Origin of the sequence: Vagococcus carniphilus, from assembly GCF_014397115.1 — a bacterium.
Lineage (GTDB): Bacteria > Bacillota > Bacilli > Lactobacillales > Vagococcaceae > Vagococcus > Vagococcus carniphilus.
In genome coordinates, this window is the sequence record NZ_CP060720.1 from 2,685,179 (window position 1) to 2,700,148 (window position 14,970).

The window sequence follows — 14,970 nt, forward strand, 5'->3', positions numbered from 1 at the left end:
CGTTCCTCCTATTACCATGCAATCGTTGTAACTGGATGATTCAATTGATCTTTCCAATTATCTTCTAGTTTAACCATTGTTAAAGATAGCCCTGCCATATCAATAGACGTCATTAAGTCGCCTACCTTTTTAAATTCAATGTCTAAGCCTTCTTTATCAAATAATTCTTTCACATCATTCATGAAAACAAATTGTTCCATTAATGGTGTACTACCTAATCCATTAACAAGAACCGCATATTTATCGCCTTGTTTCCAAGCAAACTCACCTTTTAATTTTTCGACTAACTCTAAGGCTAATCCTTTAGAAGGTTGTAATTTTTCTTTTCTATAACCAGGTTCACCGTGAATTCCTACACCGTATTCCATTTCATCTGCTTCTAAAACAAATCCAGGCTTACCTACAGCTGGAACAGTAGCGCCACTTAAGGCAACTCCAATTGTTTTAATGTTGGGTACTAATTTGTCAGCAACTTCTTTTACTTCTTTCAAACTCTTACCTTGATCAGCATAAGCTCCTAAAATTTTATGAACTAAAACAGTTCCTGCTACACCACGTCTACCTGCTGTATATGTACTGTCTTCAACAGCGATATCATCATCTACAATAATCGTTTCAACTTCAATACCTTCCATCTCAGCCATGTCTTTTGCCATTTCAAAGTTCATAACGTCCCCTGAATAGTTTTTAATAATCAACATAACTCCAGCACCTGTATCGGCTGCTTTAATTCCTTCTAACACTTGATCAGGTGTTGGTGATGTAAAAATTTCGCCACAGACAGCTGCACTTAACATGCCTTTTCCAACAAATCCAGCATGTGATGGTTCATGACCACTTCCGCCACCACTGACTAATCCAACTTTTCCTTCATTCTTATCTTTTCTTACAATGACATCGGTTTCATTTATTCTCTCAACTAAGTCACTGTAAGCAAAAGACAAGCCTTCAAGCATTTGGTTTAAAATCTCTTCTGGTTGGTTAATTATTTTTTTCATATTCTCTTCTTCCTTTCTTTTTGGCATTTCCTTATCGACACTTACAGTATAAGTTGAAAAGGTTTCCAATGTAAGGGACAGATTTTATAATGTGTCCGCTTACTTTTTTTAAATTGTTATTTGGTTCATTAATTGTTATTCTTAGAGTGAATTCAAATAGAGGACGTGTTGTGATGGTACAAAATAGTTCCTTAATTACTAAAAAAGTGATTGCTTATTCCTTTAAAGACTTATTGAAAGTAAAAGAATTTCAAAAGATATCAATCAAAGACATCATGACTCATGCTGATTATAGAAGGCAAACTTTTTATGATCACTTTGCTGATAAGTTTGAACTACTAGAATGGATATACAATCAAGAGATTACAGAAATTATCGAACATTTTATTAACTATGAGCATTGGACTAAAATTATTCCGAGAATACTTGCTTACTTTGAAAAGAATAAATTGTTTTATCAAAAGACATTAGTAATCACTGAACAAAATAATTTTGATTTACTTTTTTCAAAACATTTAGAACATTTCATTCGAACAATTTTAATGGAAGCCTCACCCGGAAAATTATCAGATCAAGAATTGAAACAAAACACAAAATTCTATGCTTATGGTTTTACTGGTATTATTAAAGAATGGCTTTTTAACGATTGTGAAACATCTACTGATGAGATGGAAGTTTTTTTGATTTCAGTCATCGAAACAACGATAAAATAAAAAAGATAAATCCAGAAATGTCTTCTGAATTTATCTTTTTTTTAGTGTAAGATATGACCTTTTTTAAGGTTATCATTAATTTTTCTAAATAAGCGGTCAGCTTTTGGATACAAGATATATCCAGCTACAAAGAAGGCGATGGTTACACCTAACAGAATAGATATAGCTTTTAGAGCTGATGGCCAATAAACCCCACCCACCGACTCACGTAAAAGGTTTACCGCATGAGTAAATGGAATATATGGATGGATTGCTCTAAAGAATGGACCTGACATCTCAATTGGGAAGTTACCCCCACCAGCTGAAATGGACAATACCAAGATAATAATAGCAATCCCTTTACCTAGGTTATCGAATAAGCCAACCAAGACATAAACCATCATCATGAAAGCAAAATCAATAAACAGAGCAAATATTAAATTCCAAATAGGATTTTTAGTATATGAACCTAACAGCCATTGATTTCCAAGAGTAACAATTAAAGCTTGGAAGAAACCAACTGTTAGATATGTCATCATTCTTCCTAAGAATTGTTGACGTTTAGAATATTTTTTCTTTTGCTCTTCATCTAAATTAAATTTAGTTGAAGCAATACTTGAAAATAGGACAGCTCCTACCCATAAACAAAGAGCCGTATAGAATGGCGTACTTGCTGAACCATAGTTTGGAACAGGGTAAACATCAGTCTGTTTAACTTTAACTGGACTAGAGATGAAGTTACTTTCAGAATTAGCATCATTTTTCAAATACTTAATGATTTCTTCTAAGTTAACATCCTCTTCACCTTTTCTAATTAAGTCGCTTGCTTTTCCAATGCTATCCTTAATTTTAGGCCAATCATTATTAATTAAATCAGTTGCTTCTGATAAAGCTTTTTCAAATTTTGGTGCTTTTTCATTGACCATTTTCATTGTCTTTTGAACATCTGTTTCAATACCTGGTAAATCATTTTGAATGAAGCCTGAAGCTTTATTCAATTTGTTTTTCAACGTAGGGAAATCATTTCTAAAGAATGATGCTCCGTCATTAATTCCACCAATAATTAAATTCATATTGCCATTTAATAATACGTTAGCTGAATGAATTTCTTGTTGAATAGCTGGTAGTTCTTTTTTATATGATTCTAAGAAACCAACAGCATTTGTAATGGTTGCTGAAGTACTTGTCATCAATTGATCAATTCGATTAATTAAATCTTCATTGATAATTGAATTAGTAATATTTCCAGCATTTGTTAACATGCTTTGTGCTTTATTAATTAACGCATTTACTTCTGATTCGATAGCTCCTACATTAATTTTAGAAACAACTGAATTAATGTTAACAGCTTCTGCTTTTATAGCTGCTAAAGCTTGTGCTAATTGTTGAGGTGACTCTGCTAGTGCATCAAAGTTAGCAAGAACATTATCCACTCGTTGTTTAGCCCCATCTACAACATTTTTAGCTGATTGTAATTGGCTAATCAAACCATCTAAATTATGAGAACCAGTAAGCTCTTGTAAATTTTGAACCGTATCAATAATTGATTGAATCATAGCACTTTGAGCATCTAAACGACCTGATAATTTTTGTAAATCAGCTTTTATTTGAGCTTTTTCATCAGGAGTTAATTCATTTGTATCGATTATTTTGATAATCCCATCTGTAATCACTATCGTTTCATTAGAAACTACTTGAACAATATGAATACCTGAATTAACACCACCGGCTATATTTGGTAAAGCTTCTTGTACTTGACTCAAATTATTTTTTATATCTGGAATAACACCATTTGCTGTTTTTACTAATTCACTTACTTCTGGTAATAATTTTTGTGCATCACTAATAATTCCCAAGCCTTTATTAGCTTCATTTATTGCTTCATCCATCATTTTAACAACTTGGTCAAAATCTTGATCAATTTGATTAATTTGACGTCCTGCATTTTCAATCTCAGGAATTTTCCCTTGTACTTGGTAAACGATATCGCCATATTTTTCAATTTCTGGCATTTTTTGATTAAGTGTTAAAACTTTTCCTGTCATTTGATTAACTTCAGGAATCATTCCAACAAAATCATTTGCTTGATTCAATTTGCCTTTAAGTTCAGGCATTTTTTTGTTTAACTCAACAACTTCTTTTGTATAGCCATCAATTTCATCTAAATTATCATCAATTTCTAAAACCTTACTTGTCATCTTCTTAATAGAAGGAAGATTACTATCTAAGTTAAAACCAATTTCATTTAAAACTTCCATTAATGTTTTACTAACAGTTTCCACAAATTCTTTTGAGATAGTGTCTTTGATTGTTCCAGCACCTTTATCTGAAATTTTAGGTGCAATCGCATTAATTTTTTGGTTCACGCTGTAATCAATTTCTGGATGCTTAATGTCTCCATTAACGAAACTGACTAAATTCTCAGAGAAATTTTTAGGTAAATAAATACCTGCGTAATATTTACCGCTTTTAACACCCTTGTCTAACTCATCTTTTGACTTAACAAATTGCCAACCAAGCGTATCGTTGTCCTTTAAATTATCCAGAATTTGATCTCCAATATTAACTTTCTGATCTAACACTTCTGCTGTCACATCATCTGAATAAATCGCTATTTTAATATCGCCCGTATTAGAATACGGATCCCATAAAGCCGCAATATTAAACCAAGCGTATAGAGATGGAATAATCATTAATGCAATGATTAAAACAAATGTTAATTTATTCTGATAAATTCTCTTCCAATCTAAATGATATAATTCTAATACATTTCGTATTCGTCTTTTCATCTAATCTCCACCTCACACGTATTGATTCCAATCTCTTCTTGGAATTTCCCCATAATTTTTAAACACATCTGATAAGACATCTTGAACGGTTACGTTTCTCAACTCTTCATTCCAAGCAATGTCTGCTTGCGTAAATACTTCAGTGATTGTTTCGTTCCCATTTTGAGCAATTTCATTAAAATCAGAAAAAGCTCTTTCTAAAACCCCAATATGAGGAAAAGAATAAAATGGTCCTTCGATTGCTTCAACTATATCTAATAATGAAATATCTCTCAAGCTTTTTTCGATATAAAACCCACCATTATTTCCTGAAACACCTTCTATTATTTTCGAAACCACTAGCTTTCTAAGTAATTTTTTAACATAAGATTGAGAGACAGATAATTTTTGATAAATTGCCTTAGACGATGCAGGCATTTCTTCATCTTGAGTTGCTAATATTGCAATTATTGCTATTGCTTGTTCCGTCGCATTGGTTAATTTCATGAAAAATTCATCCCTTTCTCTACTTCAAATAGCCATTATAGACTCTTTTTATCCACAATGCAATTATTTTATCACAAATAATAAAAAATTTTAAACTATCTTAACCTACTTCTCAACAAACCTTATAGTATCAGTGTTTCCCTGATATAAAAGTTCTTATTTTTCATCATATTTATCAAAAAAGAGGCTGACAATCGTCAACCTCTGTTCATCCAATTCAATTATTCAATTCTATAATGCTTCTTTTTTCTTAATGAAAGTAAAAGGATTTTTTCTATAAATAGCTATTACTGAAATAAGATAGCCGATTGATAACGCAATAGTTGTTGTAATGAGATTTTGGAGCACACTTGGATGGTAATCTCCGTACGGACTCACACCTGTTACATTAATTTTTATAGCATCAATCAAACCTGGACCTGTAGCAACAACAAATAAATAAACTAAGAAGACAAGTTGAATCGGTTTTCTTAAGAAATCAAACATTAAGTATTTCCCATTATTTTCTAAAGACAGTTGATCATAAAGTTTCATACCCCAAATAAATAAAATAGCTGATACTACTATAAAGAGACCCAAATAGATAAAGACTGGTAATGTATTTCGTTTGGATAAATTGAAAAAGAAGGTTAATTCTAAAAATGGATAACTAAATACTCGGTCTGTTAAAGTAGAATAGATAGAAAAAATACCTACTGCAAAGGAATGGAACATATACCAGAATCCAAATATAGTAATAACACCTGTCACCCATTCACCTAATAAGATACCCGCAAAACTACTTATCATAAAAACAACTCCTAAGAGTGATATCTGGAGTAACTGACTTGGCAACAGCTCAAAAAAGTTGGCATTTAGATGTTCTGATGGAATAAATAAAACAAAACTAAGAATCCTAGCTACTTTAGCAACTAACAATGTTAAGAGTAATGTTCCTCCAACTATTTTATATTTGGTCAGATAAATATCTCTTCTTCTATATTTAGATGAAAATAGCATCGTATTGAAGTTTGTTTTATTATCATAAAAGAAGAGAACAAATCCTGAAACAACAGCCATTAAGGTAATAATAAAGATTGATTCACTAACATAATCAGAGAAACCTGAAACAAAATGAGGATTGTCGTGAAACACTTCTAAGCGTGCTTTTTTATATTCTGAAAAATCATTTGTTTCTAATTCTGGTTTACCTTCTCGCTCATCATAAAGAACTACCATTTTCCCGTTTGGATAAGCATCTTTTGATTTTAACTCTTTATAAAATGAACTTTCCGCCTTTTTACTACTTAGTTCAGTTCTTGTTTCTTGCCAAAGTGAAAGATTGGATTTTGTTTCTAAAAAAGTAATTCCTACTATTAAAAGAGAAATTCCTAATAAAAAATATTTATATCGTTGCATCATTAATTGATTTAATTCTTTCTTCATTGTTTCACTCCTTAATTAAACAATTGAAAGTCTTGTTCGTCTGTTAAATTAGCAGAAAACAAATCTTCCAGCGTAATTGGTATTTCTTCAAATAAAACTGGTTCAATTCGGTTAATCTCTTCTTTTAGGACTGGTGTTATTTCTTTAAATAAACCAACAACTACACGGCCTTGAACACTTAAAATCTCAGCATTTTTCTTAATGATTTCTGGAATTTTCTTATCTTTAAAGACCATCTGAACTTTTTTCATCGAGCCTTTAACTTCTTCCAAATGATACTCATTTACAATTTTCCCATTTTTTAAAATCAACGCTCTATCTAATAACGTTTCAAGCTCTATCAAGTTGTGAGATGAAATTAATAAAGATTTTTGGGCTAGACTGATTTCATTAAGCAATAACTTCATCACTTGTTTTTTTACAATCACATCTAAACCATCGAACGGCTCATCTAAAATTAGAACTTGCGCATTTGATGACACACCTAAAATAATGTTAAACAAACCTTGCATCCCTTTTGAAAATTGGCGATAACTCTTATTTTTAGGCAACTGATGATTCTCAATTAACTTTATATATTTTTCTTGATCAAATGCAGAATAAATTTTTTGATAAAATTTTCCAATTGTTATCACGTTCATCGTCATAATAGGATTATTTTGATTATCTAAATAAAATAATTTTTCATATAGCTCACGATTTACTTCAATGTTTTTTCCGTCTATCAAGACTGAGCCTTGATCTAATAAATAGTGGTTAGCTATACTTCGAAAAAGAGTGGTTTTTCCAACACCATTTCGTCCAATAACCCCAAGTATTTCTCCTTGATTGAGTTCAAAACTAATGTCATCTAAAATTAGTTGATTATCGATTGTTTTTGATATATTTTTTACTAACATCTCTTAGCTCCTCCTAAAGTAATGAGAAGATTCTTCAATCCATTGAATCAGCTCTTCTTCTTTTATATTTAAATAGCTAGCTTCTATGACTAGTTCGATGAATTGTTGTTTCAACTTATTAATTTGTTTATCATTCCTTGTTTCAGTATCTAACTGCTTAACAAACGTCCCTTTTCCACGAACTGTCACAATGACATCTTCCTCTTCTAGTACTTTATAAGCTTTACTAATCGTGTTTGGATTAATCATCAACTGCGCAGCCATTTCTCTAACGGATAAAATTTTATCTCCTGGGTTTAATATTCCTCGAAGTATGTCCTGCTTCACTCCTAATATCACTTGCTCAAATAGAGGTTTACCACTCATCTTATCTATCTGCACGATTCCTTCACCTCCAAGGTGTGTTATGTGTACTATTGTAACTAGAACACGTAGCACTGTCAATATTTTTTATCAAAATAGCCTATCTATCAAAATTCCAGTATAATTAAGTTAACAAAAGAGTGAAATAGTTGAATTCTTTAGGACAAAATAAGAAAGCAATGAGTTTGACTTTCTTATTCTCACTATTAGTTTTTTGTGTTATTTCAGATATCATTTTTTACTTGGTGCCTTTATTACTATCTAAGAAGAAAGGTTGATTCAAATGAAAAAAGAAAAACTAGATTTTTTAGCTCTCGTGATCTTGGTTGCTGCGACAATTGTTTATTTAATGTTGACTAGTCAAGATTTTAATCTTAAAAACTCTTTTTTGGGGTTACTTCCTTTTATAACAATCAGTGCATTAACGGTATATCCAATTCGTTCGACTAAATTATTATTTACTCTTTTTCTTCTAATTTTTTTCTTCCTTTTTTATGATTCTGAGTCGATTATAGACTGGACAAGTTATTTACTTACCTTTATATTCAGTTTCTCTTTTGCTTTAGTCTGTACCTACTTAGGTAAACATACACTAAAAAAGCAACCAAGAACTTCTCTAAAAGGCACTTTTATTGGCTGGTTAAGAAACAAAAAACCTGATATTTCAAATCTAGTTCTTTTTCTTCTAAACTTCTTACTGATTTTTATTTCCATTAATATTTTCAATTATTTAATTTTTTCTGGTTTGAATCTTTTTATCCTATTTGTTTCTTTGATAATTGGTATCTATTCATCTTTTTCAGAAATTTACTTTTTTATTATTTTACCTTCAAAAAAAAGAGAATAACCGCAAAACGGCTATCCTCTTTTTGATGAGTCATTATTATTTATTAAATTTTAAACCTCTACTTCAACTTGTGTACGACGGTACCAAACAGCTGCACCTACCATTAATAAACTACCTACAGCTAAGAATAAGTAAATACCATTACCACCAGTTGATGGTAATAAACCTTTTTTAATGTTTTTAACTTCTAATGTTTGTGTCGTAAATTCATCTTTAACCACATTAAATTTAACCGGTTTATCTAATTTAGCGTAACCTGTTGGTGCTTCGTACTCTACTAATGCATAAGACTCGTCATTAGTTAATTTTTCTGAGTATTCTAATCCTTTAACTTCTAATTTTCCATTAGTATCTGATTCAAATGATGTTGCATTATCTGCAGTTGCTGACCAAGTATATTTACCATTTGCTAAAGTAGCGTAAGAAATAACCTTACCATCTTTGTCTACTTTCACTAAATTAAATTTAGCACCTGCTAATGTTTTACCTGACTTGTCATCAACTTTTTCGAATTTTTTTCCACCTGTATAGATATCAGGTCCAACTACTGGCTCTTCTGGTTTTTCAGGGCCTTCACCATCAGGACCAGGTCCAACTTCAACAACAGCCGTATTGTTAATTCCTGTATCAATCGCTGCATCTTCTGTAAGATAAGCGTCGTAAGTAATCTTAGCTCTCTTACCAGCTAAGTTCATAACAGCTTGTTTAGAAGTATTTAAAGTTACTACAAATCCACGACCTGAAGCATCTACTGCAACAGTGAAATCACCATTGTCTTTATCTAATCCTTCGACTTTAACTGTATCAATTAAAACTTGCATTCCTTTGTTAGGTGTATCTGTTACTTTATAGTATTCTCTATCTTTAACATTCCAAGGGATTAACGCAGATAATTCATAACCAAAAGGAACGCCTTGCTCCACGTTAAAATATTCTTTACCATCAATTGTAACTGTTAATTTTTTCTTAGATTCTTCTGATAAATCTTTTGTTAAAACTTGTTCTTTTTCATTCTTTGGATAGATATGAACGTTTTCGTTAATTACTTCAGTATCACCTTTATATAATGGCATTGTTAACACAATTGGTGCTGCTTTTTCTTTAATATTTGCTGGTGAGTTTGTTTCAACAAATAAATATGTTTTAAACTTACCTTTTTCATCTTTAAGTGGTAAATCAGCAAAAGTTGCAATTCCTTCACCAGCAGTTTTTTGTGTTCCAACTTTAGTAGCATAATCTGGTGCATAGTTAGAAGCATTGGCATTTTTAACAATTTCAGCAGTTGCTTGAACATCAGTTAATGTACTCAATAGTTCAATATACTTATTTGTTACGTCATATGCTTCAAAAGTAACATTATTTAATGGTTCTCCACCAAAATCTTCCATAATCTCTCCTGTATTTTGTTTAGGATATGGATTCTCTCCTGATGCGCCCTTTTCAAATACACGCTTGTGTAAGTTGATTGATACTGTTTCTCCATCTGCTGCTTGAGCCGTTGTTGTCATCATTCCAGCTAGTAGTGGAAATACCAGTACAAACAACGTCATAATTTTCCCTAATTTTTTATTCATTTTCTTTTCCCCTTTTCCTTATAATTATTCCAATAAATATTAAAGCCAATCCAACACTTGAAAATTGCCACATATGCTCACCTGTTTTAGGTAAAAAAACATTCTTTTTCGGTTGTTCCTCATTAGGAATATCTTTTTTAGGTGGTCGCTTAATAGAATCATTCAACACGCGTGGTGTTCCTTTAGCGATTACTTCTTGTGGTAATTGTCCTGCTTTTAATGTTTCTAATACCTCTGCGTTAATAGTCATCACTAATCCCGATATAGAATCTGATTTAACCACTAAAGGAATTTTTTGTGATTCTTTTGTTATCTTAAATCCTTTTGGTGCTTTTGTTTCTTCAAAATAGTAGGTGCCAGGTAATAGCTCTAAGTATGGAATGAGAACTAATCCATCTTTATTTGATTCAAACTGGTAGGCATCAGTTAACTGATTAATCGATTTCCAGCTATCATTTTTAGGATTCATTAAATACTCACGTTTTCCGTCTAGTAATTCTCTATATAAAACAAATTGAGCCTTTTCTAAAGGTAATTGTCTCTCACCCGAACTATACTTAAAAAAATAAATAGATGAAGAGTGTGACACTCGTTTTGTGTTGATTTCAAAAAAATCTGATTCAACATTTTCAAAAGACAAAAAAATGGGGAGTGCTTCATAGATAACTTGAGTACTTAATTCATCCTTATCTGGTTGACTTTGAAGGATAACATAGTAATTTAAACCTTGTGAGTCACTGTATTTAGGTAAATCGAACACTGCTTTTTGATCTGAACTTGCCACGACTTCTCGAACTTTATTTGCTCTAATTTCTGATAACCATTCATTTGTTTTTTCTGAAGACATTTCGTATTTATTATTTAACGCTTCTTCATAGTCTTCTCTAGAAATTTCATACACTGAAAAAGGTGTAGCTTCTTGCCCCTGATTATCGTGTGAGAGTTGAATAGTCATTTGATTGTCTAATCTTGGCATTTCAGCATAAACTTGTTGAGAACTAACAACAGTAACTAGTAATAAAGTTACCCAAATAATTATTTTTCTCATCTATTTCCACCTCTTTCGGTGTTGATAGAAATAGAAAATTCCCGCACTTATCATTGAAATACTCATTAGAGTAATTGCAGTTAGTTGTATATTTCGTAGGTGAGTGCCCCCAGTATTTGGCAAAATACCTGGTATTATTTCTTCAACTTTGTTTTCTAAAATAACTCCAACGCGTTTTGGTTCCACTGATTGTAAATCATTAATCGTCACCGCAAACGAGTTCCACGCAGTCCTTCCAGCTTCTGATGTTTCCTTATCTAAAACTTTAGTACCCGAGAGCTCATCTCTTGTTGGTGCTTTCATATCGAATGAAACAAGCAACTCTTGATTTGGCTCCCATAAAGCACTTCCTGTTAAAGCAATCTTAAAACTGCCAATCTCACTCCAATTAGTTACCTGAGAGGCTGTCATCCAGTTTGGGTCTTCAGCTGATGCTGGGTTAACCATCGGTGTGGCTCCATCAGGATAAGTAATACTTTTCATCAAATCGTCTCGTTTGGGATTTTTAGATTTACTATAGTGAACCGTAAACCTATCTCCCATATCTGAAGAAAGTGTAATAGGACCAGATAATTTAGGCCTAAATTTACTTTCACGTTGTACATTATCTGTTATTCCTAAATCTCCAACTGACGGAAGAACGTCAATTAATGTAAAACGATGAATTTTCAAACTATCATTATTTTTCATATGTAGCTGATACTTAATTTTTCCATCAGGTGTAGCATGTGCCATGTCTGAAAATTTATCATCAAGATTACCCTTAACTTGTTTATTAATGGCCACTTGGCTGTTACGTAATATTAAGTAACGACTAATTGTATTAACGCGTGTATGATTAGCTGGTAAATCAGGATTCATCTTATCTTTATTATCTTGCTGATAACTGACCTCTGTAGATCCGTTTCCATTATTATTAGTACGGACAATCGGACTATTATTTGCGTAACTATAAATATTTAAATTTATATTATTCGGCGTTTTTTCTGTTACCTTAACAGCAAAAGAACCCTTTAGAGATTCATTTCTATTTAGCTCTTTAATCGAAGGATTCCAAGTAATTTCAATTTGCTGTCTACCTGACCCATTATAATTATCAGTTATTTTTTTATAAGATCCCTGTGGAAACGTGCCACTAGCTTGTTTAATCTCTATTCCTTTTGTCAGCAAGATGTAGGATTTAAATGGTCCCTTTAAATATTCTAAGGAAGCATCATCATTTTTCATTGAGAAATTAACAACATTATCTCCTTCTTTCACTACATTACCTTCTGACTTATTTAAAGAAACATTGGTTTGAACAATCGGAGTGCTATTTGCTGGTGGTGGTACAACTAAAACTGAACGTGGCTTCATATGTGAAGATTTATCTTCACTTTTCATCGTTACCTTCTTACCATTTCTCTCTACAAAATTTGCTGCAGCTCGGTTAATTATTTCTCCTGTAAATCCTGATTTTATTCTAAATCTAATACTAGAAACTCTGATAACTGTTTCTTTTTTTATTGCTCCTCTATACCCGTACGTTAGACTGGAGACAACATCATTTTTCTTTAATCCTAAATATTCATAAGGAATAACATAATATCCCATATAACTTGGATATTCTGGATTGTTGTATCTATCTCTATAATTTTGTTCTTTAGGTGGTGGATCTTCTTTTTGCATAAGTTCTAATTCACTAAAATTCACTAGTTTTTCCTTAACCTGACCGTTTACCACATATCTAACAAAAACCTCTGGTAATTTTTCATATTTCCGATAATTTTGCTCTCCAGAGTAGGCCGCCATACCAGGAATAGGAACTATCAGCTCATCAATATAAACATTAGGATCAATCGTGTACTCCACATTAATTTCTTTTAAATCATTCCTAACTAATCTCTGAGAAACTGCGTCTCTTTCAGCCCTAGGTACCATTTGTCCATCAATGTAGAAATCACTTTTTCCCCCAGTAGAGTACAAAGCACTAACACCCATTCTAAATTTAGCTGTATCATTCAAAGTAGGAACGTAAGTCCCTGTAAAATCAATCCAATCTCCATACTGAGCAGATCCATAGGTTAATCCGACAAAAATCGATCCTACTGGTTTTTGTTCATTAGTTTCCTTTGAAGCTACCATTACATGAGTTTTATCCTCTTCTTGATACGATTGTTTATCCCCATCTTTTACTGTAATTCGCGCTGTATTTTCTAACAATTTAAAGTTTGGAGCATCTTCTTTGACTTGTGTTGAGAAAGTTATCGTCTCATTGTATAAATACTCACCTGATTTTGCTTGTTCACTGTTACTTTTGACTGGTGTTCGCCAAAAAACCGAATATTCTGTCTCATGCCAAGTAACATTGGAATTAGAAGAACTTGTTAAATACTTCAATTCTTTAGGTAAGAAACTTTTAACAACAACATTCGTTCCTTCTTCAAAATATCGCTGACCTGCTTCTTTATTAGGGACAGAAGCTCCCAGTTCCCATATAATGATATCTCCCTGAACAGGCGCATCATCTTTTCCTTTTAGATTATTGGCTTTATCTCTAATTTCTTTTATCTTTAAACTAATAGTAGGCTCTAAACTTGAAAAAACTTTTGTTTCCACTTTTCGGTCTATCGGATTAAATTCATTAGCTGTCAGTTTTCCTTTAACTTCAATTAATTTTTCTTTAGGTGTTATTCCGTTATCCGTTAAAATACCAAAACTCAATCGATAAGTTTGTCCTGTATTTAAAACAGGTATTGAATAAAGCAATCGCCCTGTTGAAGCATCGTATTTAGGTATCACATTAGCTATTTTTAATTCTGATAAGTCCTGTCTAATCTCTGAACCTTTAGGTAGTTCTAAAAGAATTTGTGCATCTGTATAGACTTTAGTTGATCCCGTTACTTTTAGTTCAAACTGGAAATTCGCATCATTTCCAGCTAATATTTTTTTAGTTGAAGAGTTTGCTATTTCTTCCCCTTTTGCTTCTAAACCAAAACTAACATTATAAAAATCATCTGTTTTTAGTGTGCTGGCAGATCTTACTTCTTCAATCATTTTGCTATTAAAGCTATTTATACCTAATAGGCCAATCGTACTTGTCGATACTTCCTGCCCATCTTTGTCTAAATTAATTGCTTTTAAAGCTCCGTTTTTTGTAATTTGAGACAATGTTAAATCAACAGAATTACTATTAACCTCATTCCAATCAATCATCAAATCTTTTTTCTTAGTCAGCTCAACGCCACTTTCTTCTGAAGTTAAAAATTGAAAATCTGAATTTTCTGGTTTTTTTATCAAACTCGTTGATATCTCTTCATTATGAATGGAATAAGAAAGGGTCTGACTTTCTGATAAATCTATATTTTCTGGTAATTCATCATTAGTTGTCATGATGAAATAGCTATCTTGTTTTTCAGATAACTGATTCTTATCTGCAGCGTGTGAGACTTGAGTTAAATAGAACGTGCCCAACAAACATAATAACATTGTAATTAAAACTTTTTTATTTATTATTCTCACCTTATCCTCCCCCCTCTACGGTATAAGTTTTTTTCAAAAAAAGACTAACAACTCCACACTTACTCAGTATATTTCACAAACTAAATAAGCTGTAATAACACTATATCACAGCCTATAATTCTCATTTGTCCATAAATCATTGTAAGAAACATAAAATATAATAGATTCAATTTTTGATCATAAAAAACACTAATTAGCTAATTTATTAACAATATAAATACTTTTCATTTTTCTCATTTTTTCTATTATTTTATCTGATACAAACTAAAAAAAAAGATATTATTCATATCAATCAGATATTTTATATACACATGTATGTGAAACAGATTAAGTTTAAGTATTAACAAA

At 31.8% G+C, this 14,970-nt stretch carries 11 protein-coding genes; 2 read left to right on the plus strand and 9 right to left on the minus strand.

Annotation, left to right across the window (positions count from 1 at the left end):
- Nucleotides 1–11: 11 nt before the first annotated feature.
- On the minus strand, nt 12–998 hold the full coding sequence (gene dhaK, locus H9L18_RS13045) for a dihydroxyacetone kinase subunit DhaK (protein WP_126792746.1): 987 nt from the start codon (nt 996–998) through the stop codon (nt 12–14).
- Between the two features lie 173 nt (nt 999–1,171).
- Between dhaK and dhaS the strand changes: the two genes are divergently transcribed.
- Nucleotides 1,172–1,711, plus strand: a complete 540-nt coding sequence (dhaS, locus tag H9L18_RS13050; protein ID WP_185847446.1) for a dihydroxyacetone kinase transcriptional activator DhaS — start codon at nt 1,172–1,174, stop codon at nt 1,709–1,711.
- Between the two features lie 41 nt (nt 1,712–1,752).
- Here dhaS and H9L18_RS13055 read toward each other — a convergent pair whose 3' ends face one another.
- The 5 genes from H9L18_RS13055 to H9L18_RS13075 all read right to left on the minus strand — a co-directional run bounded on the left by H9L18_RS13055 (nt 1,753) and on the right by H9L18_RS13075 (nt 7,673).
- On the minus strand, nt 1,753–4,479 hold the full coding sequence (locus H9L18_RS13055; RefSeq protein WP_126792750.1) for a YhgE/Pip domain-containing protein: 2,727 nt from the start codon (nt 4,477–4,479) through the stop codon (nt 1,753–1,755).
- A gap of 12 nt (nt 4,480–4,491) precedes the next feature.
- Nucleotides 4,492–4,965 (minus strand): Rrf2 family transcriptional regulator, encoded by a 474-nt coding sequence (locus tag H9L18_RS13060; protein ID WP_126792752.1) that lies wholly within the window; start codon nt 4,963–4,965, stop codon nt 4,492–4,494.
- Nucleotides 4,966–5,196: 231 nt separating this feature from the next.
- Complete coding sequence (locus H9L18_RS13065; RefSeq protein WP_126792754.1) at nt 5,197–6,390, minus strand: hypothetical protein; 1,194 nt, start codon at nt 6,388–6,390, stop codon at nt 5,197–5,199.
- Between the two features lie 11 nt (nt 6,391–6,401).
- Nucleotides 6,402–7,289, minus strand: a complete 888-nt coding sequence (locus tag H9L18_RS13070; RefSeq protein ID WP_126792756.1) for an ATP-binding cassette domain-containing protein — start codon at nt 7,287–7,289, stop codon at nt 6,402–6,404.
- A gap of 3 nt (nt 7,290–7,292) precedes the next feature.
- Nucleotides 7,293–7,673, minus strand: a complete 381-nt coding sequence (locus tag H9L18_RS13075; RefSeq protein ID WP_126793010.1) for a GntR family transcriptional regulator — start codon at nt 7,671–7,673, stop codon at nt 7,293–7,295.
- Nucleotides 7,674–7,935: 262 nt separating this feature from the next.
- Here H9L18_RS13075 and H9L18_RS13080 point away from each other — a divergent pair, with 262 nt between their 5' ends.
- The gene (locus H9L18_RS13080) at nt 7,936–8,499 is read left to right on the plus strand and encodes a hypothetical protein (RefSeq protein WP_126792758.1); all 564 of its coding nucleotides are present in this window, start codon (nt 7,936–7,938) and stop codon (nt 8,497–8,499) included.
- Nucleotides 8,500–8,549: 50 nt separating this feature from the next.
- Here the strand turns inward: H9L18_RS13080 and H9L18_RS13085 are convergent, their stop codons facing one another.
- The 3 genes from H9L18_RS13085 to H9L18_RS13095 are packed head-to-tail and all read right to left on the minus strand — an operon-like array spanning nt 8,550 to nt 14,622.
- On the minus strand, nt 8,550–10,073 hold the full coding sequence (locus H9L18_RS13085) for a SpaH/EbpB family LPXTG-anchored major pilin (protein WP_126792760.1): 1,524 nt from the start codon (nt 10,071–10,073) through the stop codon (nt 8,550–8,552).
- The gene (locus H9L18_RS13090) at nt 10,066–11,121 is read right to left on the minus strand and encodes a prealbumin-like fold domain-containing protein (RefSeq protein ID WP_126792762.1); all 1,056 of its coding nucleotides are present in this window, start codon (nt 11,119–11,121) and stop codon (nt 10,066–10,068) included. Before H9L18_RS13090 ends, H9L18_RS13085 begins: the two co-directional genes overlap by 8 nt.
- Complete coding sequence (locus tag H9L18_RS13095) at nt 11,122–14,622, minus strand: hypothetical protein (protein WP_126792764.1); 3,501 nt, start codon at nt 14,620–14,622, stop codon at nt 11,122–11,124.
- Nucleotides 14,623–14,970: the final 348 nt, after the last annotated feature.